Source organism: Burkholderia sp. Bp8992 (assembly GCF_003853705.1).
In the GTDB taxonomy this organism is placed as follows: Bacteria; Pseudomonadota; Gammaproteobacteria; order Burkholderiales; family Burkholderiaceae; genus Burkholderia.
This window is the reverse complement of sequence record NZ_QTQI01000016.1, coordinates 53,474-75,147: the sequence shown is the minus strand read 5'-3', so window position 1 is coordinate 75,147 and position 21,674 is coordinate 53,474. Positions and strand designations below refer to the sequence as shown.

The window sequence follows — 21,674 nt, the reverse complement described above, 5'->3', positions numbered from 1 at the left end:
CCGGCATCGCCATCACGCTTCACCGCGTTCCGCGCTGGGGGTGGCTTGGCTGGCTCGGCTGGTTCGGCTGGTTCGGCTGGTTCGGCTGGTTCGGCTGGTTCGGCTGGTTCGGCTGGTTCGGCTTGATGGGCTTGATGGGCTTGATGGGCTTGATGGGCTTGATGGGCTTGACGGGCCTGCTCGGCCAGCGCGGTTGACGCGGCTGGCTCGGCCGTCTCGGCTGGCAAACCGCGCCGTTACGCACCGCCGTCCTCCCCAGCCCCGTCCCGGTGAAACAGCGCGAGAAACTGCTGCGCGGGGATGCTCAACGGGCGGTCACGCCGCACGACGCTGCCGTATGACGGCAGCTTCTGATCGAGCACGTAGTCGATGATCGCGACGAGCCCGTGCTCCGCGTTGCGCTGCGCGACCGTCAGCGGAATCACGCCGAGCATCGACGAACGGTCGACGAGGTTCATGGTCGTCAGGATCGACCCCGTTTCGACGAGCCCGCGCGGCATCGGCTGGTGACGCGCGCGGAATTCGCGCTCGACGACCTCGCGCGCCGGGCTGCCGGCCGGCTGCAGGATCCACGCGTAGTCGAGCAGCGCATCGAATTCGACCGGCCCCGCGCCCGCGAGCGGATGCGCGCGGCCCGCAATGATCGCGAGCGCCTCGTCGTCGACCACGCGGAAGTCGCAATCCGTGCCGACATTGCGCCCGATCACCACTTCGAGCACGCCTTCGCGAAGCTGCGGCATCAGCCGGTCGCTCGTGTCCACGGCGATGTCGATCGCGAGCAACGGGTAACGCGCCTTCAACTGCACCAGCGCCTCGGTCAGCCGTCCCGGCGACGCGGCCATGATGCTGCCGATCCCGAGCCGCCCGGCACTGCCGAGCTGCAGTTCGCCGAGCTCGCGGTTCAACGCCTCCATGCTGCCGCGGATCCCGCGGAAATAGCCGAGCACGCGCTCGCCGGCCGGGTTCAGCACGAGCCCGCGCCCGACACGATCGAACAGCCGCTGGCCGAGCGCGCTCTCCAGTTCGGCCAGCATCTTCGTCGCGGCCGGCTGCGTGAGGCCCATCTGCTCGGCTGCCGCGCGCAGCGTCGAGCATTCGTCCACGGCCAGCAGCAGCGCGATCTGGCGCATGCGCAGCCGGTTCAGCAACTGCGGGGTCGAGTCTCGTCGGTCGATCGAGCCCATTTTTGATTACTCCAGGTTATCGATTCATCAAGAGTTTTCAATTTACCGACTCATTCCGTCTACCTAGCATGAACCCCATACACGAACGGCCACGCGCCGCCACCGGAGACACCGCATGAACACCCCCTCGACCGCCGCCCCCCTGCCCGTCGTCGCGCTGACGCTCGGCGACCCCGCCGGCATCGGCGCCGAACTGATCGCGAAACTGCTCGCCCGCCCCGATGCGACCGCCCGCGCGAATCTCGTGCTGATCGGCGATCGCTGGCTGTGGGATGCCGGCCAGCGCGTCGCGGGCGTCTCCGTCGACGTCGAGCCCGTCGCGTCGCTCGCCGCCGTGCGCGGCCGGCCGTCGACCGCGCGCGCCGCGTTCGTCGCCGTCGACACGATCGATCCCGCGCAGGTCACGGTCGGCCAGCCCGGCGCGGCCGGCGGCCGCTCGACGCTCGCCGTGCTCGACCGGTGCCTCGACGCGTCGCTGGCCGGCGACATCGACGCGATCTGCTTCGCGCCGCTGAACAAGTACGCGATGAAGCTCGGCGGGCTGCGCCACGACGACGAGCTGCACCACTTCGCCGAAGCGCTCGGCGTGACCGGCTACTTCTGCGAATTCAACACGCTCGGCGAACTGTGGACGGCGCGCATCTCGTCGCATATCCCGCTGAAGAACGCGGCCGCCTGCCTGAGCATCGAGCGGATCGAACAGGCATCCGAACTGATCTATCGGTCGCTGCTCGCAAACGGCGTCGCGGCGCCGAAGGTGGCGATCGCCGCGTTCAACCCGCACGGCGGCGACGGCGGCAGCTGCGGCCGCGAGGAAGTCGACATCATCGAGCCGGCGGTGCGCAAGCTGCAGGCGCGCGACTGGCCGACCGACGCACCGTTCCACGGCCCGTTCCCCGCCGACACGATCTTCCTGAAGGCACAGGCCGGCGACTACCAGGCGATCGTCACGATGTACCACGACCAGGGACAGATCGCGATCAAGCTGCTCGGCTTCTCGCGTGGCGTGACCGTGCAGGGCGGGTTGCCCGTGCCGATCACGACGCCCGCGCACGGCACCGCGTACGACATCGCGGGCCACGGCACGGCCGACGTCGGCGCGACCTGGCAGGCGCTGCAGATCGCCTGCCGGATGGGCGCCGCGCGCCGCACTCCCGCCGTTTCGGCGTGACGGCCAGCCCGGCCGCCCGCCTTTCACACACGACAACACCGACTCTCGGAGACACCTCATGAAAATCCGGTCCGTACGCGCTCGCGTATTCCAGTGGAAAGGAAAGACCGTCCCGCCGCAGGGCAACTTCTGTTCGAACGCGATGGACCTGCTGTACGCGCCGCAGGAAACGATGAGCACGTTCCGCTTCCATGCGTGGACGGTGGTCGAGGTCGAGACCGACGACGGCATCGTCGGCCTCGGCAACGTCGCGCTCGCACCGCACGTCGCGAAGGTCATCATCGACCAGTACCTCGCGCCGCTCGTGATCGGCCAGGACCCGTGGGACTACGAATACCTGAACCAGCGGATGTATCGCGCGACCCACGCGTGGGGCCGCAAGGGCATCGGCATGGCGGCGATCTCGGCGGTCGACATCGCGATCTGGGACATCCTCGGCAAGAGCGTCGGCAAGCCGGTGTTCAAGTTGCTCGGCGGCCGCACCAAGGAAAAGATCCCCTGCTACTACTCGAAGCTCTACCGCACCGACCTGAAGGCGATGCAGGACGAGGCGCAGCAGTACCTGAAGGAAGGTTTCCGCGCGTTCAAGATGCGCTTCGGCTACGGGCCCGCGCACGGCCAGCAGGGCGTGGTCGAGAACCTGAAGTCGATCGCGGCGATCCGCGAGGTGATCGGCTACGACAACGACCTGATGCTCGAGTGCTACATGGGCTGGAACCTCGAATACGCGAAGCGGATCCTGCCGAAGCTCGAGAAATACCAGCCGCGCTGGCTCGAAGAACCGGTGATCGCCGACGACATCGACGGCTACGCGGAGCTGAACCAGCTGACGCGTATCCCGATCTCCGGCGGCGAGCACGAATTCTCGCTGTACGGCTTCAAGCAGCTGCTCGACCGCAAGGCCGTATCGGTCGTCCAGTACGACACGAACCGCGTCGGCGGGATCACGATGGCGCACAAGATCAACGCGCTGTGCGAGGCCTACAGCGTGCCGGTGATTCCGCATGCGGGCCAGATGCACAACTATCACCTGACAATGAGCACGCTCGCGTCGCCGATGAGCGAGTACTTCCCGATGTTCGACGTCGAGGTCGGCAACGAGCTGTTCTACTACATCTTCGACGGCGAGCCGGTGGCCGAGAACGGCTTCCTGCAGCTGCGCGACGATGTGCCGGGCCTCGGGCTCACGCTGAAGACCGAATTCCTCGATCAGTTCGACATCGTCGAGTGAGGCCCGCCATGAACGCACGCTACCAGGGCGTTTTTCCCGTCGTCCCGACGATCTTCGACGCGTACGGCGCGCTCGATCTCGACGGCCAGCGCCGTTGCATCGAGTTCATGATCGATGCCGGTTCGCACGGCCTCTGCATCCACGCGAACTACTCCGAGCAGTTCGCGCTCGGCGACGACGAACGCGACCTGATCACGCGCACCACGCTCGAGCACGTCGCGGGCCGCGTGCCGGTAATCGTCACGACGTCGCACTTCAGCGCGCGGATCTGCGCGGCACGCAACCGGCACGCGCAGGCGCTCGGCGCGGCGATGGTGATGGTGATGCCGCCGTACCACGGCGCGACGTTCCGCGTGCCCGAAGCGCAGGTGCGCGCGTTCTTCCGCGAAGTCGCCGACGGCCTCGACATTCCGCTGATGATCCAGGATGCGCCGGCGAGCGGCGTCGCGCTGCCGGCGTCGCTGCTCGCGACGCTCGCGCGGGAGATCGACGCCGTGTCGTACTTCAAGATCGAGACGGCCGGCGCCGCGTCGAAGCTGCGCGAGCTGATCGCGCTCGGCGGCGAGGCGATCGAAGGGCCGTGGGACGGCGAGGAAGGCATCACGCTGCTCGCCGATCTCGATGCCGGTGCAACGGGCGCGATGACGGGCGGTGGCTATCCGGACGGAATTCGCCGGATCACCGACGCGTATTTCGCCGGCCGCCGCGACGAAGCCTGCGAGCAATACGCGCGCTGGCTGCCGCTGATCAACTACGAGAACCGCCAGTCGGGCTTCCTGACCGCGAAAGCGCTGATGAAGGCTGGCGGCGTGATCGCGTGCGACCAGCCGCGCGCGCCGTGGCCGGAACTGCATCCGCAGGTGCGCGCGGGCCTGCTCGATGCGGCGCGGCGGCTCGACCCGCTCGTGCTGCGCTGGGGGCGCTAGACATCGCTTCACACGTGCAACGCCGCGGGGCGTTGCGCATCGGCGGCCGGTCGACACCGGCGCGTCACGGCGTGACAGCGGTTCATCAGAAGACCGCCGCCGCCCATCACCAAGATCGGAGACATCATGACCCTGTTGACCCCGGCCACCCCGGCATACGAAGCCGGCGAAGCCATTCCGCGCCGCCGCTGGCTGCGCGTGATTCCGCCGCTGCTGCTCGCCTGCATCATTTCCTACATGGACCGCGTGAACATCGCGTTCGCGATGCCCGGCGGGATGAGCGCCGATCTCGGCATGGACGCGACGATGGCCGGGCTTGCCGGCGGCATCTTCTTCTTCGGCTACCTGTTCCTGCAGATTCCCGGCGGCCGGCGCGCGGCGCTCGGCAGCGGCAAGACCTTCATCGCGTGGTCGCTCGTGAGCTGGGCCGTGCTGTCGGTGCTGACCGGGCTCGTCACGCACACCTGGCAGCTGCTGGCGCTGCGCTTTCTGCTCGGCGTGGCCGAAGGCGGGATGCTGCCCGTCGTGCTGACGATGGTCAGCCACTGGTTTCCCGATCGCGAGCGCGGCCGCGCGAACGCGATGGTCATCATGTTCGTGCCGCTCGCGGGCATGATCACCGCGCCGCTGTCCGGCTTCATCCTCGCCGCATACGACTGGCATCACTTGTTCTTCAGCGCGGGCGCGCTGTCGCTGCTGTGCCTGGTCGCGTGGATGATGTTCGCCGACGACGGCCCGGAGACCGCGCGCTGGGTGTCGCCGCGCGAGAAGGCGTACATCCTCGACGCGCTGCGCGACGAGCAGGAACGCAAGCGCGCGGCGGGCACGCCGGCGGCCGCGTCGTTCGGCGAGCTGCTGCGCAACCCGACGATCTGGCTGCTCATCGCGATCAACTTCTGCTATCAGGTCGGCATCTACGGCTATACGATGTGGTTACCGACACTGCTGAAAAACCTCACGCACAGCGGGATGGGCAAGATCGGCCTGCTCGCGATGCTGCCGTATGTCGCGATGGTGATCGGGATGTTCGTCACGTCGTATTTGTCTGACCGGACCGGCAAGCGCCGCCTCTTCGTGCTGCTGCCGCTCGTCGGTTTCGCCGCGTGCCTCGCGCTGTCGGTGCTAACGCATGCGTCGATGGCCGTGTCGTTCACGTTCCTGATCGGCTGCGGCTTCTTCCTGCAGGCGGCTGCCGGCGTGTTCTGGGCGATTCCGCCGAAGCTCTGCAGCGTCGAGACGGCCGGCAGCGCGCGCGGCCTGATCAACGCGCTCGGCAATCTCGGCGGCTTCTGCGGCCCGTATGCGGTTGGCGTGCTGACCCAGCACGTGAGCGCGGCTGCCGGCGTCTACAGCCTCGCGGTCACGCTCGCGGTGGCCGGCGTGCTCGCGATGACGCTGCCGGGGCGCTGCGAGGACTGACGCCGAAGACACGGGGCAACGAACGACATTACGGACACTCACCATGAACGACATCCTGTTGCTGGTGCAGAAATGCGCCCATACCTTCAGCTTCTACGACCTGGACACGAAAGCGCCGCTCAAGCACATCGTGCTGCCGAACTTCCCGCACGAATTCACCGTCGACGTGAACGAACGCCATGCGTACGTCGGCATATTCGGGATCGAGACCGCATGGTCGCGCGGTCATGAAGGCGATCACCGGATCGCCGAGATCGACCTCGTCGAACGCACGCATACGCGCATGCTCGACCTGTGGCCGTACTACCGGCCGCACGGGATGGCGAGCGACCGCGACGGCCGGTTGTACGCGATGAGCGAGGCGCACGACATGCTGCTCGTCTTCGACAAGCCGACCCTGCAGCCGGTGCCGAACATGGCCGTGCCGTCCGGCGGCGTGAAGACGCACCTCGTGACGCTCACGCGCGATGCGAGCCGCGCCTACGGCGTGCACCTGCTGTCGAACACGGTCACGCAGTTCCATCCGCGCGACGCGACGGTCGCGCCGCGCGCGGTAATGCCGGGGCCGCGCCCCGAAGGCAATGCGCTGTCGAGCGACGAGCGCACGCTGTTCGTCGCGAATCGCGGCGACGACACGCTGGTCGAGATCGACACGGAAACGATGACCTGCGGCCGCCGCGTGAAGACGCGCAGCGATCCGAACCGCATCTACCGGACGAGCGCGCCGGACGGCCGCGACCTGCTGCTGCTGACCAATTCGGGCGAGCGGTCGATCTCGGTGTTCGATGCGAGGCAGCTCGAGGAGATCGAGCGCATCGCGCTGCCGGCGAACCCGACCGCGCTGTCGTTCCATCCGGCGCGGCGCGTCGCGTACGTGTCGTTCCAGGACGACTACGTGCGCGAACTCGATCTCGATACGTGGCGCTTCGTCGGCGCGCTCGCGACGCTGCGCGAGCCCGATGCGTCGTACGTGCTCGCCGGCACACGCTGACATGCGCGACGACATACCGCCCGACGACCTCGGCGGCCTGCCCGATGCGCTCGTCGACGCGCATCACCACCTGTGGCAGCTCGATGCGGGCGCGCACTACCCGTGGCTGCAGGCGCAATACGATCCGGCGCGCTTCATGTTCGGCGACTACGCGGCGCTGTGCCGCAACTTCGGCGTCGACGATTTCCGGCACGCGGCGCAACACGCGCCGATCGTCGCCAGCGTGCACGTCGAGGCCGAACGCGCGCGCGACGAGGCGCTGGCCGAAACGCGCTGGCTTCACGACGTCGCGGCCGCGCACGGGCTGCCGTCGGCCATCGTCGCGTGGGTCGACCTGCTGGCCGGCGATGCGGACGAACGGCTCGCCGAACAGGCCGCGTGGCCGCGCGTGCGCGGCGTACGCTTCAAGCCGCGCACCGCGGCCGCGCCGGATGCGCTCGTCGACGGGCCAGGCGCGCTGCATGATCCGCGCTGGCCGGCCGCGCTCGAACGCCTCGCCGCGCACGGCCTCGGCTGGGACCTGCGCGTGCCGTTCTGGCATCTCGGCGACGCGGCCGCGCTGCTCGCCGATGCGCCCGGCGTCGACGTCGTGCTCGAACACGCGGGGCTGCCGTGGGACCGCTCGGCAGCCGGGCTCGCGCGCTGGCGCAGCGGCATGGAAGCGCTTGCCGCGTTGCCACGCGTCGCCGTCAAAATCTCCGAACTCGGCCTGCGCGACGTGGCGTGGAACGACGCCGACAACGCGCGGATCATCCGCGACACGGTCGCGATCTTCGGCTGGCAGCGCTGCCTGTTCGCGAGCAATTTCCCGGTGGCCGGCCTGCGCGTGACCTATCCCGTTCTGCTGCGCACGTTCGCCCGCGCCATCGCGCATCTCGACGACACCGCGCGCCGTGCGATCTGGCATGACAACGCGCTGCGCGTGTACCGGATCGCGCTCGACGCGCCGCCCTGTTCGGCGCGCGGCTGACGCCGCCTTCCCGTTGTCCTCCCCTGCCGGCCGGGCGTCGCATTTCGCATCGCCCGCCCCGACCCGACCCACCACATTTTGTGCATCGCACGACTCAACCTGAGCAAAAAGTATCGGTTCGCGAAACCTTTTGATGTGGTGATCGCGTCGCCCGAGTCACACCATTGTTCCTGCCGTCATCGACGGCATTCGAACAAGCAGAATCAAGGAGACACGGGTGAACAAGATGCGAATCGTCGCAGCCGGCGTGCTGCTCGGCGCCTGTCTGCCGGGCGTCGCGGCCGCGCAAGCCTGCAAGGTGCCGACCCTCCGCGTGCTCGCGCAGAAGAGCCTCGGCCTGTCGGTGATGGAGAAATCGCTGGCCGACTACGAGAAGAAGAACGGCACGAAGGTCGAGATCAGCTACTTCGGCGAGAACGACCGCCGCGCGAAATCGCGGCTCGACGCGTCGACCGGCGCCGGTTCCTACCAGATCTACTACGTCGACGAGGCGAACGTCGCCGAATTCGCGTCGGCCAACTGGATCGTGCCGCTCCTCAAGTACTACCCGAAGGACTACGACTACGACGACTTCCTGCCCGGCCGCCGCGCGGTCGCGAGCTACAACGGCGTCGCGTACTTCGCGCCGCTGATCGGCGGCGGCGACTTCCTGTTCTACCGCCGCGACCTGCTCGACGCCGCGCACATCCCGGTGCCGAAGACGCTCGACGAGCTCGTCGCCGCGATCAGGAAGCTCAACGCGCCGCCGAAGCTGTACGGCTGGGTCGCGCGCGGCCAGCGCGGCTCGGGGATGAACGTGTGGCGCTGGTCGCCGTTCATGCTCGGCATGGGCGGCACGTGGACCGACAAGGGCGGCCAGCCCGCGTTCAACTCGCCGGCCGCCGTGAAGGCCACGCAGCTCTACAGCGACCTGTTCAAGTACGCGCCGCCGGGCTCGGCGACCTACGACTGGAGCAACGCGCTCGAAGCGTTCCGCTCGGGCAAGGTCGCGTTCATGATCGAATCGACGCCGTTCGCGGACTGGATGGAGGATGCGAGCAAGTCGAGCGTGGCCGGCAAGGTCGGCTACACGCGCCCGCCGGCACCGCTGCCGTCGGCCGCATACGGCCACGGCTTCGCGATCTCGGCGGTCGGCGCGAAGGACGACTGCACGCGAATGGCCGCCGGCCGCTTCATCGCATGGGCGACCAGCAAGGACCAGGAACAGGCGCGGCTGCGCAACGGCGTGTTCAGCGACTACAACCGCTCGAGCACGATCGGCAGCCCGTACTTCAAGCAGCACGTCGCGCCGCAGATCCAGGCCGGGCTGAACGACACCAACCCCGTCACACAGGTGACGATCTGGCGCACGCCGCAGTGGCCGGACATCGGCGACAACCTCGGCATCGCGCTCGAACAGGTGTTCACCGGCACGCAGACGGACCCGCGCGGCACGCTCGACGACGCCACCCAGTACGCGAAGGACGCGCTCGAACATGGCGCTCGCAAATGACGGCGCCGGCGGACGCGCGCTCGGCGTCCGCCCGGCCCCTTCCCCGCCTTCGGCCCGGCGCAGCAGCGCGCGCCGCGACCGCACGAGCCTGCCGTGGGTATTCCTCGCGCCGACGCTCGCGCTGCTCGCGGTCCTGAGCCTCGTTCCAACCGTCGCCGCGATCAACCTCGCGCTGCGCAACCGCGTGCTGCGCTATCCGGACAGCGAATACGTCGGCCTGCGCAACTTCATCCGGCTCGCGTCGGACCGGCGCTTCCTGAACGCGATCGAGGTGTCGGTGCTGTGGGAAGTCGTCACGGTCGCGGGCGCGGTGCTGGTCGGCATCGCGCTCGCGGTGTTCCTGTTCGAGCGCGTGCACGGCCGCTGGCGCCGCTTCGCGTCGCTGGTACTGATCATGCCGGTGCTGCTGCCGCGCGTGTCGGCCGCGTTCATCTGGAAGTTCATGTACGCGCCGCTCACCGGGATCCTGAGCTGGCTGCTCGGCGCGCTCGGCGTCGAGCACACCGCGTTCCTCGCCGATCCGCATCTCGCGCTGTACGCGGTCGCGCTCGTCGACGTGTGGCAATGGGGGCTGTTCTTCGCGGTGGTGATCCTGAAGCTGCTGGAGACGCTGCCGCCCGAGCCGCTCGAAGCCGCGCGGCTCGACTATGCGACGACGTGGCAGGTGCACGCGTACATCGCGCTGCCGATGCTGAAGGCGCCGCTCGTGAGCCTCGTGTTCATCAAGATGGTCGAGTCACTGCGTTCGTTCGACCTGATCTACGTGATGACCAAGGGCGGGCCCGGCATCGCGACCGAGACGCTCGATCTCTACGCGTACCAGCAGGGCATCGGCCTGGCCGGCAAGGTGTCCTATGCGTCCGGCATGGCCGTGCTGATGATGGTCGCGACCACGCTCGTCTTCACGCTCATCTGGAAGAGGGTCAACAAATGGGACGACTGATGGCCCGCCGCGGCCCCGCCGCCGTTTCCACCGTCGCGATCGCCGGCGCGATCCTGCTCGTCGCCGCGTTCCCGCTGTTCTGGGCCGTGCTCAATTCGCTCAAGCACCTGCTCGACATCGTCACGCCGACGCCGCGCTTCATCTTCACGCCGACGCTCGCGAACTACGAGCAGGTGCTGTCGAGCCCGGAAGTGCTGATCGGGCTCGGCAACAGCATCGCGATCGTCGGTGCGGCCGTGTTGATCGGCGCCGTGCTCGGCGTGCCGGCCGCGTATGCGATCGCACGCTACCCGATACGCGGCAAGCGCGACATCCAGTTCTTCCTGCTGTCGCTGCGCTTCCTGCCGCCCGTCGCGGTCGCGCTGCCGCTGATCGCGATCTGGGTCGATCTCGGGCTGTACGACACCAAGCTGTCGATGATCGTCACGTACCTGCTCGTCACGCTGTCGACCATCACGTGGCTGTCGATCCCGGTGTTCCGCCGGCTGCCGCGCGAGATCGAGGAGGCCGCCGCGCTCGACGGCTACGGCCCGTACGCGGTGTTCTGGCATATCGCGCTGCCGGTGTGCGCGAGCACGCTGCTCGGCGGCATCGTGTTCAGCTTCGTGCTGGTGTGGAACGAACTGATGATCGCGCTCGCGCTCACGTCGTCGCGCAGCGCGACGCTGCCGGTGGTCGCGTCCGCGTTCACGTCGCTCGGCCAGGAAGTGCCGTGGGGCGTGATCAACGCGTCGACGGTGCTGCTCGCGCTGCCGCCGCTCGTCTTCGTCGGCATGCTGAGCCGGCTGCTCAATTCGATGGTCAAGGGAAAATAAGGAGAACACGTTGAAAGCACTCGTCCTCGAACGCACGCGCGAGCTCGCGCTGCGCGACATCGACCTGCCGCAACAGGTCGGCCCCGGCGACGTCCGGATCAAGGTGCATACGGTCGGCGTCTGCGGCAGCGACGTGCATTACTACGTGCACGGCGGCATCGGCCCGTTTCGCGTCGACGCGCCGATGGTGCTCGGCCATGAAGCATCCGGCACCGTCGTCGAGACCGGCGCCGGCGTCACGCACCTGCGCGTCGGCGACCGCGTATGCATGGAGCCGGGCGTGCCGCGCCTCGATTCGCCCGCGACGCTGCGCGGGCTCTACAACCTCGACCCCGACGTGCGCTTCTGGGCGACGCCGCCCATCCACGGCTGCCTGACGCCGTTCGTCGTGCATCCGGCCGCGTTCACGTATCGGCTGCCCGACAACGTGTCGTTCGCCGAAGGCGCGATCGTCGAGCCGCTGTCGATCGGCCTGCAGGCCGCGAAGAAGGCGGCGATGAAGCCGGGCGACCTCGCGGTCGTGATCGGCGCCGGCACGATCGGCGCGATGACGGCGCTCGCCGCGCTCGCGGGCGGCGCCGCGCGTGTGGTCCTCGCCGACGTCGTGCCCGACAAGCTCGCGCTGTTCGCGGGCAACCCGGCCGTCACGACCGTCGACGTGCGTACGCGGCCGCTCGCCGACGCGGTGGCCGAAGCCTCCGCCGGCTGGGGCGCGGACGTCGTGTTCGAGGCGAGCGGCAGCGCGAACGCGTATGCGGGCCTCGTCGACCTGATGTGCCCGGGCGGCTGCGCGGTACTGATCGGCATGCCCGTCGCGCCGGTGCCGCTCGACGTGGTCGCGCTGCAGGCGAAGGAAGGCCGCATCGAATCGGTGTTCCGCTACGCGAACATCTTCCCGCGCGCGCTTGCGCTGATCGCATCCGGCGCGATCGACGTGAGGCCGTTCATCTCGCGCACGTTCCCGTTTTCCGAAGGCGTGCGCGCATTCGAGGAAGCAGCGAGCGGCCTGCCGAGCGACGTCAAGATTCAGATCGAAATGGATTGAGCCATGGCCCGAATCGTCTGCCACGCTTTATCGAAGCACTACGACGGCGGCCCCGCCGTGCTGCACCCGCTCGACCTCGAGATCGCCGACGGCGAATTCATCGTGCTGCTCGGCCCGTCCGGCTGCGGCAAGTCGACGATGCTGCGGATGATCGCGGGCCTCGAGGCGATCACCGGCGGCGAGCTCGTGATCGGCGACGCGGTCGTCAACGACCTGCCGTCACGCGAGCGCAATGTCGCGATGGTGTTCCAGAACTACGCGCTGTACCCGCACATGACGGTGTACGACAACATCGCGTTCGGCCTGCGGCGGCTGAAGGTGCCGGCCGACGAGATCGACCGCCGCGTGCGCGACGTCGCGCGCATCCTGAGCCTCGATGCGTTGCTCGACCGCCGCCCGCGCGCGATGTCGGGCGGCCAGCAGCAGCGTGCGGCGATCGCGCGCGCGATGATCAAGACGCCGGCCGTGTTCCTGTTCGACGAACCATTGTCGAATCTCGACGCGAAGCTGCGCACGCAGTTGCGCGGCGACATCAAGCGGCTGCACCGGCAGTTGAAGACGACCACGCTGTACGTCACGCACGACCAGCTCGAGGCGATGACGCTCGCCGACCGCGTCGTGCTGATGCGCGGCGGCCACATCGAGCAGATCGGCACGCCGGCCGAGCTGTACGGCCAACCGCACACGGTGTTCGCCGCCGGGTTCGTCGGTACGCCCGCGATGAACTTCGCGGACGGCACGATCGAGCGCGCCGGCGCGAACGTGCTGCTCGCCTGCAATGGCGCGCGCTGGCCGCTCGCGTCGCCGCGCTTCGCGCGGCTGCAGGACGGCCAGCAGGTGAAGGCCGCGATCCGGCCGAACCACCTGCGGCTCGTCGCCGAAGGCGATCCGACCCCCGGCACGCTCGCGCTGACCGGCACCGTGGAACTCGTCGAGCTGCTCGGCGCCGAGGCGCTCGTCACGCTGGACTGGCGCGGCCAGCCGTGCGCGGCCCTCGTGCCGGCCCCGATGGCCCCGGCGCCGGGCGCCGTGGTAGCGTTTCGCTTCGACGAAGAAGCCCTGCACCTGTTCGACGCCGGCACCGAGCGCAACGTCGCGCTGCCGGACGCGAACCCGATCGCGCACGCGGTGCCGCCGGCGGCCGCGACGCGCGCCACGCCGCCCGCCGCGACGGGCTGGTCGATGTCCCGTTCGTAGCACGCCGGCACGCCTCGACGGAGCACACGATGAACCCGGATCTCGAGATCGTTCCCACCCACCGCGACGAGTCGTTCCGCGCGTGGGTTCACGACTACCCGCATTCGGTCGCGAAGTGGCACTTTCATCCCGAGTACGAAATTCATCTGATCCAGGCGTCGCGCGGCAAGGTGTTCGTCGGCGACCATATCGGCGATTTCGGCCCCGGCAACCTGATCGTCACGGGGCCGAACCTGCCGCACAACTGGGTCAGCGAGCTCGCCGACGGCGAACGCGTGCCGTCGCGCGACGTCGTGCTGCAGTTCTCGCGCGATGCGATCGAGAAGATGGTCGGCGCGTTCAGCGAGCTGCAGCCGGTGATCGACCTGATCGACGACGCGGCGCGCGGCGTGCAGTTTCCCGATCGCGTGGGCATCGAAGTCGCGCCGCTGATGCTCGAACTCGCGAACGCGCACGGCTGCCGCCGCGTCGAGATCCTGATGTCGCTGTTCGACCGGCTGTCGTCGTGCCGCGAGCGGCGCGTGCTCGCGGGCCCCGGCTACCGCAGCAACGCGCAGCACTACATGTCGTCGACCATCAACCAAGTGCTGTCGTACCTGCAGCAGAACCTGCCCGGCATGCTGCGCGAGACCGACGTCGCCGCGTTCGCCGGCATGAGCGTCAGCACCTTCACGCGGTTCTTCCGGCGTCACACCGGCTCGTCGTTCGTGCGCTACCTGAACCGGCTGCGCATCAACGAAGCCTGCGAGCTGCTGATGTTTTCCGACCTGACGGTAACCGACATCTGCTACCGGGTTGGCTTCAACAACCTGTCGAACTTCAACCGTCAGTTTCTCGCGATGAAGCAGGTGCCGCCGTCGAGGTTCCGCGCGCTGCACCGGCTCAACGAACCGCATGGCCGCGACGACGCGCCGCCCCCGCGACGCGCGCCGCCGCGCGCCCCAGACAGGACGCTTCATACGTGACATTTCTCGGCATCGATCTCGGCACGTCCGAGGTCAAGGTTCTCCTCACCGATTCCCGCTCGGTGCCCCTCGCGACCGGCTCGGCCACGCTGTCGATCAGCCGCCCGCATCCGCACTGGTCCGAACAGAGCCCGCAGGCATGGTGGCACGCGATGCTCGATGCGATCGTGTCGGTGCGCGCCGCGCATCCTGCCGGCTTCGCCGCGTTGCAAGGCGTCGCGCTGTCCGGGCAGATGCACGGCGCGACGCTGATCGACCGCGCGGACCAGGTGCTGCGCCCCGCGATCCTGTGGAACGACACGCGCGCCGGCAACGAATGCGTCGAGCTCGAGGCGCTGGTGCCGGAAGCGCGCGCGATCACCGGCAACATGGCGATGCCCGGTTTCACCGCGCCGAAGCTGCTGTGGCTCGCGAAATACGAGCCGGCCGTGTTCCGCGCGGTGCACAAGGTGCTGCTGCCGAAGGACTACCTGATCTGGCGCCTGTCCGGCGAATTCGTGTCCGACCTGTCCGATGCGTCGGGCACGCTGTGGCTCGACTGCGCAGGCCGCGACTGGTCCGACCGGATGCTCGCCGCGACCGAGCTGTCGCGTGCGCAGATGCCGCGCCTCGTCGAAGGCAATGCGCCCGCCGCGCAGCTGCGCGATACGCTGCGGCGCGAATGGGGCATCGCGGGGCCCGTGACGATCGCCGGCGGCGCCGGCGACAACGCGGCGTCCGCGATCGGCATGGGCGTGACGGGCGCCGGCAGCGGCTTCCTGTCGCTCGGCACGTCGGGCGTGCTGTTCGCCGGCAACGACCGCTTCGCGCCGAATCCGGATGCCGCCGTGCACGCGTTCTGTCATTGCATCGAAGGGCGCTGGCACCAGATGAGCGTGATCCTGTCGGCCGCCGCGAGCCTCGACTGGCTCGCGCGTGCGCACGGGACGACGCCCGGCGTGCTGGCCGTGCGCGCTGAACGCGCCGATCCGGCTCGCGCACCGCTGTTCCTGCCGTATCTCGGCGGCGAACGCACGCCGCACAACGATGCGCATGCGCGCGGCGTGTTCTTCGGACTGTCGAACGAACACGATGCCGACGACCTCGCGTATGCGGTCATGGAAGGTGTCGCGTTCGCGATGGCGGACGGCTACGACGCGCTGCGCGCGGCCGGCACCACGCTCGACGCGGTGTCGTTCATCGGCGGCGGATCGAAGAGCGCTTTCTGGGCGCGGCTGTGCGCGAATGCGACCGGGCTTGCGATGCAGCGCCATGCGGACGGTGCGGTCGGCGCGGCACTCGGCGCCGCGCGGCTCGCGCGACTGGCTGCGACGGACGACTCGCTCGCGGAAGTCTGCGTCGCACCGCCGGTGACGGAGACGGTCGCGCCCGATTCCGCGTCGGTCGACCTGCTGGCCGGCCGGCTTGCGCGGTATCGGCGGCTGTATCGCGCGCTGCGGGAGGAATTCGCGGCGGCCGATTGAGCGAGCGCGCAATCGCGCTTGACCCGGCCCTTGGGATCGCCTTTATGCTGACCGCAACGAATCGACAGCGAAGAGGTGACGAATGGGTAGGTCCACGCCCCGTTTGAACGCATCGGCGGCCGCCGCGCGGCTCGGCGTCTCGATCAAGGCGCTGCGGCTGTACGAGCGGCACGGCCTCGTCACGCCCGGGCGTACGCCGGCCGGATACCGCGCGTACGGCCCGGACGATCTCGCCCGCGCGGCCGACATCGCGGCATTGCGCAAGCTCGGCCTCAGCCTCTCCCAGGTGGCGAACGTACTCGACGGCGACGCGCGCAGCCTCGACGACGCACTGGCCGCTCATGAAACGGCGCTTGACCACGGCATTCAGGATCTCGTGCGCAAGGTCGACCGCGTGCACGCGATCCGCGCCGGCCTCGCGCGCGGCCGGATGCCGGCCGACGGCGAGCTGACGCGGCTGCTCGACGAGCCGGACGCCGGTGTCGCGTTCAACCTGCCGTGGCCGTGGGGCGGCGAATGGTTCGAGTGTCGCGACATCCGGCCGCTGAACTACATCATCGGCTCGCTGGGAAGCGGCAAGACGCGGCTGGCGCTTCGGCTGGCCGACGCGCTGCCCGGCGCCGTGTTCGTGGGACTCGACCGGCTGGACGACGACTGTGCGGCAGCACGCGCGGCATTGCGCGCCGATCCTGCGCTGAAGTCGCGCGTCGACCGCACATTGACCGCACTCATCGACAAAGGCGCAACGCCGTCGCCCGCGCTGGTCGCGCTGCTCGCCAGTCTCGAAGCGGAAGGCCCGCGCGCGCAGGTCGTCGACATGATCGAACAGGATCTCGACCGGCCCACGCAGCTGGCCTTGATCGCTCATCTGCGTGAATGCGCGGCCGCCGGCATGCGCCCGCTGTTCCTGCTCACGCGCTCGTCGGCGATCCTCGACCTGGCGGCAGTCGGCCCCGACGAAACGCTCCTGCTGTGCCCGGCCAATCACAGCCCGCCGGCGCGCGTGGCGCCTTACCCCGGCGCACCCGGGTTCGAAGCCCTGGCGACGTGCCTGGCGACACCGGAGATCCGCGAGCGGCTCGCCCGCCGGCCGGCGGCGGCGTAGCCCGCCGTCAGGATTCCTGCCGCTTCATCCTGCGGGCCATCGCCGGGCTCACCGCATGCACGGGATCGAAGCCGAAGAACTCGAGCACGTGCCGCGCGACGTCGTCGCGATCGTTGTCCGCGCAGATCATGTGATAGCTGTTCTCCAGCACGATCCCGCGCGCGTCGGGCAGCTTCTCCAGCAGGAAATCGGCCGAGCGCAGGCTCGTCAGTTCGTCCTCGCGCGCATGCAGCACGAGCGTCGGGCACGGTGTGCCGGCTGCGGCGTCGAGCACCCAGTCGCGCATCCGGTCGACCTGCCGCACGCACGCGAGCGGCACCCACGCATAGTGGAAACTGTCCTGGCGCTCGAACTTCTTCTTCACGATCGCGCGGATCGTCGCGTTCTTGATGCCGAACGGATCGCCCTCCTCCACGCGCATTCGCTCGGCGACACCCGGCACGCGGTACAGCACGTGCCGCAGCGACCGGTACCACGGCGTCGACCAGCCGTCGATGAACACCGGCGTGGCCAGCAACGCGAGCCGGCCGCGCGCATGCTGCACGCGGTGGCACAGCAGCAGCGCGACCAGCGAGCCCATGCACATGCCCGCGACATGCAGCGTGTCGTACTCGCGCTCCAGCGCGCGATACTGTTCGGTCACCGCGTCGAGCCACGCCTCCGCGCGCACGCCGACCAGATCCTCGGGGCGCGTGCCGTGGCCGGGCAGCGTGATCATGTGCGTGTCGGCACCCGCGCGCCGCATCGCCTTGTGCAGCGAACCGAGATCGTATTGCGTGCCGCCGAGCCCGTGGATCAGCAGGACGCACGTGCGGCCTGTCATGACACGTGCCCGCTCATTCGTCCGCCGGCCACACGCGCTCGATCTGCCAGACGCCCGCGACCACCGTCACGTCGACGTTCGAATCGAGCAGCGGCGCGCCGTGGTCGGTGATCGTCTGCGTACCGCCGTCGCGCAGCACGATGCGCAGCGACAGCGATGCGCGATCCTCGCCTGCGATCTCCGCGTTCCAGTAGTCGTTCAGCGCTTCGCGGTCGCCCGGCTGCACGCGTTCGAGCACGAGCGGCACGCTCGCGATCTGCGCTGCATCGACGCCGACGCCGAACACGCGCTCGACGTCGCCGCTCCAGTCGATCCGGCCCGACTCCGGATCGAGCACGTACGCGATCTGACCGGCGCTCGCGAGCGCGAGCTCCATGTTGTTCTGCAGGACGGCCGCATGCTCGTGCACGCGTTCGCGCGTCGTCTTCAGCGTGCTGACCGTCAGCACCAGCAGCGACGCGACCGCCAGATAAAGCTGCGCCTCGAGCAGCGCACTGCCGTAGTGTTCGTGGAACGACGAGAACGGGCCGTCGCCCTGCGCGGTCTGCGCGATCACGATCAGCGCGAGCACCAGCACCGACGACGACCCCGTGCGGCCGCCGAGCAGCAGCGTCACCGCGACGGTCAGGAACAGCGGGATGTAGGTGAGCGCGAAGCCGGCGCCCGTGCCGAATTTCCGCGACGTGTCGCCGTCGAAGATCACGAGCGCGACGAGCGCGAGCAACACGAACGCGACGATGCCGAGCATCAGGTCGAAGCGCTCGTGGTCGCCCGAGCGATGCGCGCGAAAGCGCGACCACGATGCGAGCACCGGCGTGACCAGCAGCACGCCGACGAAATCGGACGCGGCCCACACCGACCACACGTCGAAGAACGGCGCGCCCTTGACCGTCGTGTACCACGCCGCGCCGCCGATCGCGCCGACGACGCCCGCGATCAGCCCGGCGAGGATCACCGAGCGCAGGAAATACAGCCCTTCGAGCGAGAAGCGCACGCGCTGCACGAGCCAGACCGCGAGCGCGGCCGCGCCGACCTCGTCGATCGTGAACAGCAGCGCGTTGACGAGGCTGCCGTGTTCGATCGCGGTCAGCGCGAGCTGGCCGGCGAGGAACGCGCCGGCCAGCGTCAGCCAGTCGCGCACCGGCCGCAGCATGAACGCGCCGACCGTGACGCCGGCCGGCAGCCAGATGTAGCCCGTCAGCCGGACGGGGCCGTTGAACTCGTGCGAGATGTAGCCGGTTGCGAGATACAGCGCCGCCCAGAGCAGCGCGGCGACGAGCCCCGGCCGCGATCGTTTGGTGTCCATCGAGAATCCCTGTGTATGACGCCGTGCGTGCGATGTGCGAATGATAGGCGGGCGAGCTGAACGGCGGAATACCGGGAGGCGGCAGCACGTTCGGGGCACCGGCGCCTCCCGCCAAGCTGGCGAGTGTGACCGGGAAAGTATCGGAAAAGTTCGTGGCTTGCCGGGCGCCATCGGGACACGTCCGCATGCCGTCTTGTCCGGATGGCCAAAATCGCGCGAGGTCGGCCATTCGCCCCTACGATGAAAGGCATCCGAAAGCGTTCGTTTCGGGTATCGTCCACGTCTCACACCCGCATTCCACATGACCGCACATGAAAACAGTACCGGCCCGGCCGATCTCGGCCCCTTCGACGCGATGAGCCGATTTCGCGTCACGTACGACGGGCCCGCGCTCGAGTCATCCGAGATGGACGTGCGCGAACTCGCGCCCGCGCTGCTCGCCTTCGGCGATTTGCTCGACGTGTCAACGCGCGCACTATGCGGCGATCAGGTTCGGCCGCAGGTCAACGTGCGCGGCAGCTTCAAGACCGGCAGCTTCGGCATCGACTTCACGCTCGCGACCTCGCTGCTCGGCCGCATGCGCGACATGCTGAGCGGCAACGAACGCACGGCGCTCGCCAATGCGGTCACGATCCTGACCGCGCTCGGCATCGCGGCACCCATGGCGAGGAAGGGGCTTTTCGCCGTCCTCAAATGGCTGCGCGGGCGCGAGATCACGAACGTGCGGATGCAGGACCGCACCGCGGTGCTGGACGTCGACGGCGACGAACTCGAAATCGACCTGCCCGTTCTCACGCTGCTGCGCGACGTCCGCGTTCGCCGTGCAACCGCGCAAGTGCTCGCGCCGCTCGCGCGCGAAGGCATCGAGATTTTTGCGGTCGGCACCGATACCGAGGTGTACGAGATGGTCGCCCGCAACGAGATGGCATGGTTTCATGCGCCGGAGCCAACCGATGCGCTCCTGCTCGATGAGCATCGCAAGATGGCGTTCTCGATCGTGTCGCTCGCGTTCAAGGACGACAACAAGTGGCGGCTGTACGACGGCACGTCGACGATTCGCGCGACGATCACCGATGCCGGCTTCCTGTCGCGCGTGAACAACAGCCAGATCAGTTTCAGCAAGGGGGACGTGCTCTTGTGCAATGTCCGTGTGCAGCAGTGGCAAACTTCAGACGGTGCAAAAACCGAGTATGAGGTCACGGATGTCCTCGAACATCGCGCGGCTGGCCTGCAGATTCAGTTGCCGGGCCTGTGATCCACGTCGCAGCCTCACGCCCGACGCAACCTCTCATCACTGATGAAACCGGCGACCCATCTGCGTGCCGCGTCTCGGGAAGATCTCCCCTTCCTGTTGACGCTCCGTCGACTGACGATGACCGAGCACCTGCAGCGCGTCGGCGCGCCGACCGACGACGCCGCGCACGACCAGCGCATCCGCGCGCACTTCGACGACGCGATGATCGTCTGCGAAGGCGCCGAGGCCATCGGCCTGCTGAAGGTGACGCGCGCCGCAGGCGAATGGCACGTCCACCAGATCCAGATCCTCCCCGCGCACCAGGGCCGCGGCATCGGCGAGGCCGTGCTGAACGCGTTGCTGACCGACGCTGCACGCGAGCACGTGGCGGTCTCGCTCAGCGTGCTGCACGGCAACCCGGCGCGCCGGCTCTACGAGCGGCTCGGCTTCCGGCTCGCGTCGGAAACCGACACGAGCGCAAGCATGATCTGGCGCGCGTGACACGCGCCGTTGCGACGCCGTCGCTTCTCGATTACTGCGTGATCTTCGCGTCCTTCAGCAGATTGCCGATCATCTGCGCGCTCGCCTTTTCCACCGCGATCGCCTGCAGCTGCTGCTGAAGCGCCGGCTTCGCGGCCTCGAAACCCGGCACCTGCGTCGGCCGCTTCGCATCCAGCTTCACGATCGCCCGCACGCCGTCGACCGGAATCGAATCCTTCGTCGCTGCGCCGACCGACAGTTTCTCGAGCGCCTGCGCGACCGGCAGCGGCAACCCGCCCGTCTTGCCTTCCGCTGCCGGCGTGTTGAAGCTCACCCACGGCAGTTCGCCGCCGCTGTCGCGGCTCGGCGCCATGCTGTACTGCCGCGCGAGCCCGTCGAACGACTTGCCCGCTTTCAGCTCGCTCAGCACGGTCGCGGCCGTCACCGGATCCTTGACGACGATCACGCGCGGCTTGTATTCGCTCTTGCCGAGCGTCGCGACGAGTGCGTCGTAGCGCGCCTTCACCTGTTCGTCGGTCACTGGTTCGGGCTTCACGTTGTCACGCAGGTACAGCTGCACCTCGGCCGTCACCTTCGCCTGCTGCACCGCCGCCTTGACCTCGGGCTTGTCGCCGTAATTCGCCTTTTCGGCCGCCTGCTGCACCAGCACGCGCGTAATCAGCTGGTTCTTGATCGCCTGCCGGACCTCCGGCGAGTCGGGCTGCCCGGACGCGCGCAGCAGCGTATCGACGTCGGCCTGCGTGATCGGCGTGCCGTTGACGGTCGCCACGGTCGCTGCCGTCTGCGCGTGAACAGCACCGCTCAATGCGCCGGCCAGCGCGGCAATCAGCAACAGGCGGTTCGGTGTCGTCTTCATCTTCATCGTTTTCGTCGCTTCGAGCGTAAGAAGCACG

20 protein-coding genes are annotated in these 21,674 nt (G+C 68.6%); 16 read left to right on the top strand and 4 right to left on the bottom strand.

Features of this window, described 5'->3' with window-relative positions:
* Window positions 1-236: 236 nt before the first annotated feature.
* Window positions 237-1,184, bottom strand: a complete 948-nt coding sequence (locus tag DIE03_RS22780) for a LysR family transcriptional regulator (protein ID WP_124454264.1) — start codon at window positions 1,182-1,184, stop codon at window positions 237-239.
* 115 nt (window positions 1,185-1,299) lie between these two features.
* Between DIE03_RS22780 and DIE03_RS22775 the strand changes: the two genes are divergently transcribed.
* The 14 genes from DIE03_RS22775 to DIE03_RS22710 all read left to right on the top strand — a co-directional run bounded on the left by DIE03_RS22775 (window position 1,300) and on the right by DIE03_RS22710 (window position 16,917).
* A complete protein-coding gene (locus tag DIE03_RS22775) occupies window positions 1,300-2,355 on the top strand; it encodes a 4-hydroxythreonine-4-phosphate dehydrogenase PdxA (protein ID WP_124454262.1) in 1,056 nt (351 codons plus the stop codon).
* Window positions 2,356-2,413: 58 nt separating this feature from the next.
* On the top strand, window positions 2,414-3,586 hold the full coding sequence (locus tag DIE03_RS22770) for an L-rhamnonate dehydratase (RefSeq protein ID WP_124454260.1): 1,173 nt from the start codon (window positions 2,414-2,416) through the stop codon (window positions 3,584-3,586).
* Window positions 3,587-3,594: 8 nt separating this feature from the next.
* Entirely contained in the window at window positions 3,595-4,512 is a 918-nt protein-coding gene (locus tag DIE03_RS22765) for a dihydrodipicolinate synthase family protein (protein ID WP_124454257.1), read from the top strand.
* 126 nt (window positions 4,513-4,638) lie between these two features.
* Window positions 4,639-5,931, top strand: a complete 1,293-nt coding sequence (locus DIE03_RS22760; RefSeq protein WP_124454255.1) for an MFS transporter — start codon at window positions 4,639-4,641, stop codon at window positions 5,929-5,931.
* A 43-nt stretch (window positions 5,932-5,974) separates the two neighbouring features.
* The gene (locus DIE03_RS22755; RefSeq protein WP_124454253.1) at window positions 5,975-6,922 is read left to right on the top strand and encodes a YncE family protein; all 948 of its coding nucleotides are present in this window, start codon (window positions 5,975-5,977) and stop codon (window positions 6,920-6,922) included.
* 1 nt (window position 6,923) lies between these two features.
* The gene (locus tag DIE03_RS22750) at window positions 6,924-7,892 is read left to right on the top strand and encodes an amidohydrolase (RefSeq protein ID WP_124454251.1); all 969 of its coding nucleotides are present in this window, start codon (window positions 6,924-6,926) and stop codon (window positions 7,890-7,892) included.
* Between the two features lie 226 nt (window positions 7,893-8,118).
* A complete protein-coding gene (locus DIE03_RS22745; protein ID WP_409364430.1) occupies window positions 8,119-9,384 on the top strand; it encodes an ABC transporter substrate-binding protein in 1,266 nt (421 codons plus the stop codon).
* Window positions 9,368-10,327, top strand: a complete 960-nt coding sequence (locus DIE03_RS22740; protein ID WP_260434937.1) for a carbohydrate ABC transporter permease — start codon at window positions 9,368-9,370, stop codon at window positions 10,325-10,327. The genes DIE03_RS22745 and DIE03_RS22740 overlap by 17 nt, the downstream gene beginning before the upstream one ends.
* The gene (locus DIE03_RS22735) at window positions 10,315-11,142 is read left to right on the top strand and encodes a carbohydrate ABC transporter permease (RefSeq protein ID WP_124454247.1); all 828 of its coding nucleotides are present in this window, start codon (window positions 10,315-10,317) and stop codon (window positions 11,140-11,142) included. The genes DIE03_RS22740 and DIE03_RS22735 overlap by 13 nt, the downstream gene beginning before the upstream one ends.
* A 10-nt stretch (window positions 11,143-11,152) precedes the next feature.
* Window positions 11,153-12,187: an NAD(P)-dependent alcohol dehydrogenase gene (locus tag DIE03_RS22730; protein WP_124454245.1), complete on the top strand. Its 1,035-nt coding sequence runs from the start codon at window positions 11,153-11,155 to the stop codon at window positions 12,185-12,187.
* Window positions 12,188-12,190: 3 nt separating this feature from the next.
* Window positions 12,191-13,384 (top strand): ABC transporter ATP-binding protein, encoded by a 1,194-nt coding sequence (locus tag DIE03_RS22725; protein WP_124454243.1) that lies wholly within the window; start codon window positions 12,191-12,193, stop codon window positions 13,382-13,384.
* A gap of 29 nt (window positions 13,385-13,413) precedes the next feature.
* Entirely contained in the window at window positions 13,414-14,349 is a 936-nt protein-coding gene (locus tag DIE03_RS22720; RefSeq protein ID WP_124454242.1) for an AraC family transcriptional regulator, read from the top strand.
* A complete protein-coding gene (gene xylB / locus DIE03_RS22715; protein WP_124454240.1) occupies window positions 14,346-15,812 on the top strand; it encodes a xylulokinase in 1,467 nt (488 codons plus the stop codon). The genes DIE03_RS22720 and xylB overlap by 4 nt, the downstream gene beginning before the upstream one ends.
* An 82-nt stretch (window positions 15,813-15,894) precedes the next feature.
* A complete protein-coding gene (locus DIE03_RS22710; protein WP_124454238.1) occupies window positions 15,895-16,917 on the top strand; it encodes a MerR family transcriptional regulator in 1,023 nt (340 codons plus the stop codon).
* Window positions 16,918-16,924: 7 nt separating this feature from the next.
* Here DIE03_RS22710 and DIE03_RS22705 read toward each other — a convergent pair whose 3' ends face one another.
* Window positions 16,925-17,740, bottom strand: coding sequence for a carboxylesterase (locus DIE03_RS22705; RefSeq protein WP_124454236.1), 816 nt, complete (start codon window positions 17,738-17,740; stop codon window positions 16,925-16,927).
* A 13-nt stretch (window positions 17,741-17,753) separates the two neighbouring features.
* Window positions 17,754-19,046 (bottom strand): MASE1 domain-containing protein, encoded by a 1,293-nt coding sequence (locus DIE03_RS22700; RefSeq protein WP_124454234.1) that lies wholly within the window; start codon window positions 19,044-19,046, stop codon window positions 17,754-17,756.
* A gap of 301 nt (window positions 19,047-19,347) precedes the next feature.
* On the opposite strand from DIE03_RS22700, the gene DIE03_RS22695 reads away from it, so the two are divergent.
* Complete coding sequence (locus DIE03_RS22695) at window positions 19,348-20,301, top strand: ACT domain-containing protein (RefSeq protein WP_124454232.1); 954 nt, start codon at window positions 19,348-19,350, stop codon at window positions 20,299-20,301.
* Between the two features lie 42 nt (window positions 20,302-20,343).
* Window positions 20,344-20,781, top strand: coding sequence for an N-acetyltransferase (locus DIE03_RS22690; protein ID WP_124454230.1), 438 nt, complete (start codon window positions 20,344-20,346; stop codon window positions 20,779-20,781).
* Window positions 20,782-20,812: 31 nt separating this feature from the next.
* On the opposite strand, the gene DIE03_RS22685 is transcribed toward DIE03_RS22690, so the two are convergent.
* Window positions 20,813-21,643, bottom strand: a complete 831-nt coding sequence (locus DIE03_RS22685) for a peptidyl-prolyl cis-trans isomerase (RefSeq protein ID WP_124454227.1) — start codon at window positions 21,641-21,643, stop codon at window positions 20,813-20,815.
* Between the last annotated feature and the right edge of the window lie 31 nt (window positions 21,644-21,674).

Excerpts from the sequence above, each read along its gene's own strand:
- DIE03_RS22700 (WP_124454234.1), bottom strand. The coding sequence starts at position 19,046 with ATGGACACCAAACGATCGCGGCCGGGGCTCGTCGCCGCGCTGCTCTGG.
- DIE03_RS22740 (WP_260434937.1), top strand. The coding sequence starts at position 9,368 with ATGGCGCTCGCAAATGACGGCGCCGGCGGACGCGCGCTCGGCGTCCGC.
- DIE03_RS22745 (WP_409364430.1), top strand. The coding sequence starts at position 8,119 with ATGCGAATCGTCGCAGCCGGCGTGCTGCTCGGCGCCTGTCTGCCGGGC.
- DIE03_RS22775 (WP_124454262.1), top strand. The coding sequence starts at position 1,300 with ATGAACACCCCCTCGACCGCCGCCCCCCTGCCCGTCGTCGCGCTGACG.
- DIE03_RS22765 (WP_124454257.1), top strand. The coding sequence starts at position 3,595 with ATGAACGCACGCTACCAGGGCGTTTTTCCCGTCGTCCCGACGATCTTC.
- DIE03_RS22780 (WP_124454264.1), bottom strand. The coding sequence starts at position 1,184 with ATGGGCTCGATCGACCGACGAGACTCGACCCCGCAGTTGCTGAACCGG.
- DIE03_RS22735 (WP_124454247.1), top strand. The coding sequence starts at position 10,315 with ATGGGACGACTGATGGCCCGCCGCGGCCCCGCCGCCGTTTCCACCGTC.
- DIE03_RS22720 (WP_124454242.1), top strand. The coding sequence starts at position 13,414 with ATGAACCCGGATCTCGAGATCGTTCCCACCCACCGCGACGAGTCGTTC.
- DIE03_RS22690 (WP_124454230.1), top strand. The coding sequence starts at position 20,344 with ATGAAACCGGCGACCCATCTGCGTGCCGCGTCTCGGGAAGATCTCCCC.
- DIE03_RS22725 (WP_124454243.1), top strand. The coding sequence starts at position 12,191 with ATGGCCCGAATCGTCTGCCACGCTTTATCGAAGCACTACGACGGCGGC.
- DIE03_RS22755 (WP_124454253.1), top strand. The coding sequence starts at position 5,975 with ATGAACGACATCCTGTTGCTGGTGCAGAAATGCGCCCATACCTTCAGC.
- DIE03_RS22705 (WP_124454236.1), bottom strand. The coding sequence starts at position 17,740 with ATGACAGGCCGCACGTGCGTCCTGCTGATCCACGGGCTCGGCGGCACG.
- DIE03_RS22685 (WP_124454227.1), bottom strand. The coding sequence starts at position 21,643 with ATGAAGATGAAGACGACACCGAACCGCCTGTTGCTGATTGCCGCGCTG.
- DIE03_RS22760 (WP_124454255.1), top strand. The coding sequence starts at position 4,639 with ATGACCCTGTTGACCCCGGCCACCCCGGCATACGAAGCCGGCGAAGCC.
- DIE03_RS22770 (WP_124454260.1), top strand. The coding sequence starts at position 2,414 with ATGAAAATCCGGTCCGTACGCGCTCGCGTATTCCAGTGGAAAGGAAAG.
- DIE03_RS22695 (WP_124454232.1), top strand. The coding sequence starts at position 19,348 with ATGACCGCACATGAAAACAGTACCGGCCCGGCCGATCTCGGCCCCTTC.
- DIE03_RS22710 (WP_124454238.1), top strand. The coding sequence starts at position 15,895 with ATGGGTAGGTCCACGCCCCGTTTGAACGCATCGGCGGCCGCCGCGCGG.
- DIE03_RS22750 (WP_124454251.1), top strand. The coding sequence starts at position 6,924 with ATGCGCGACGACATACCGCCCGACGACCTCGGCGGCCTGCCCGATGCG.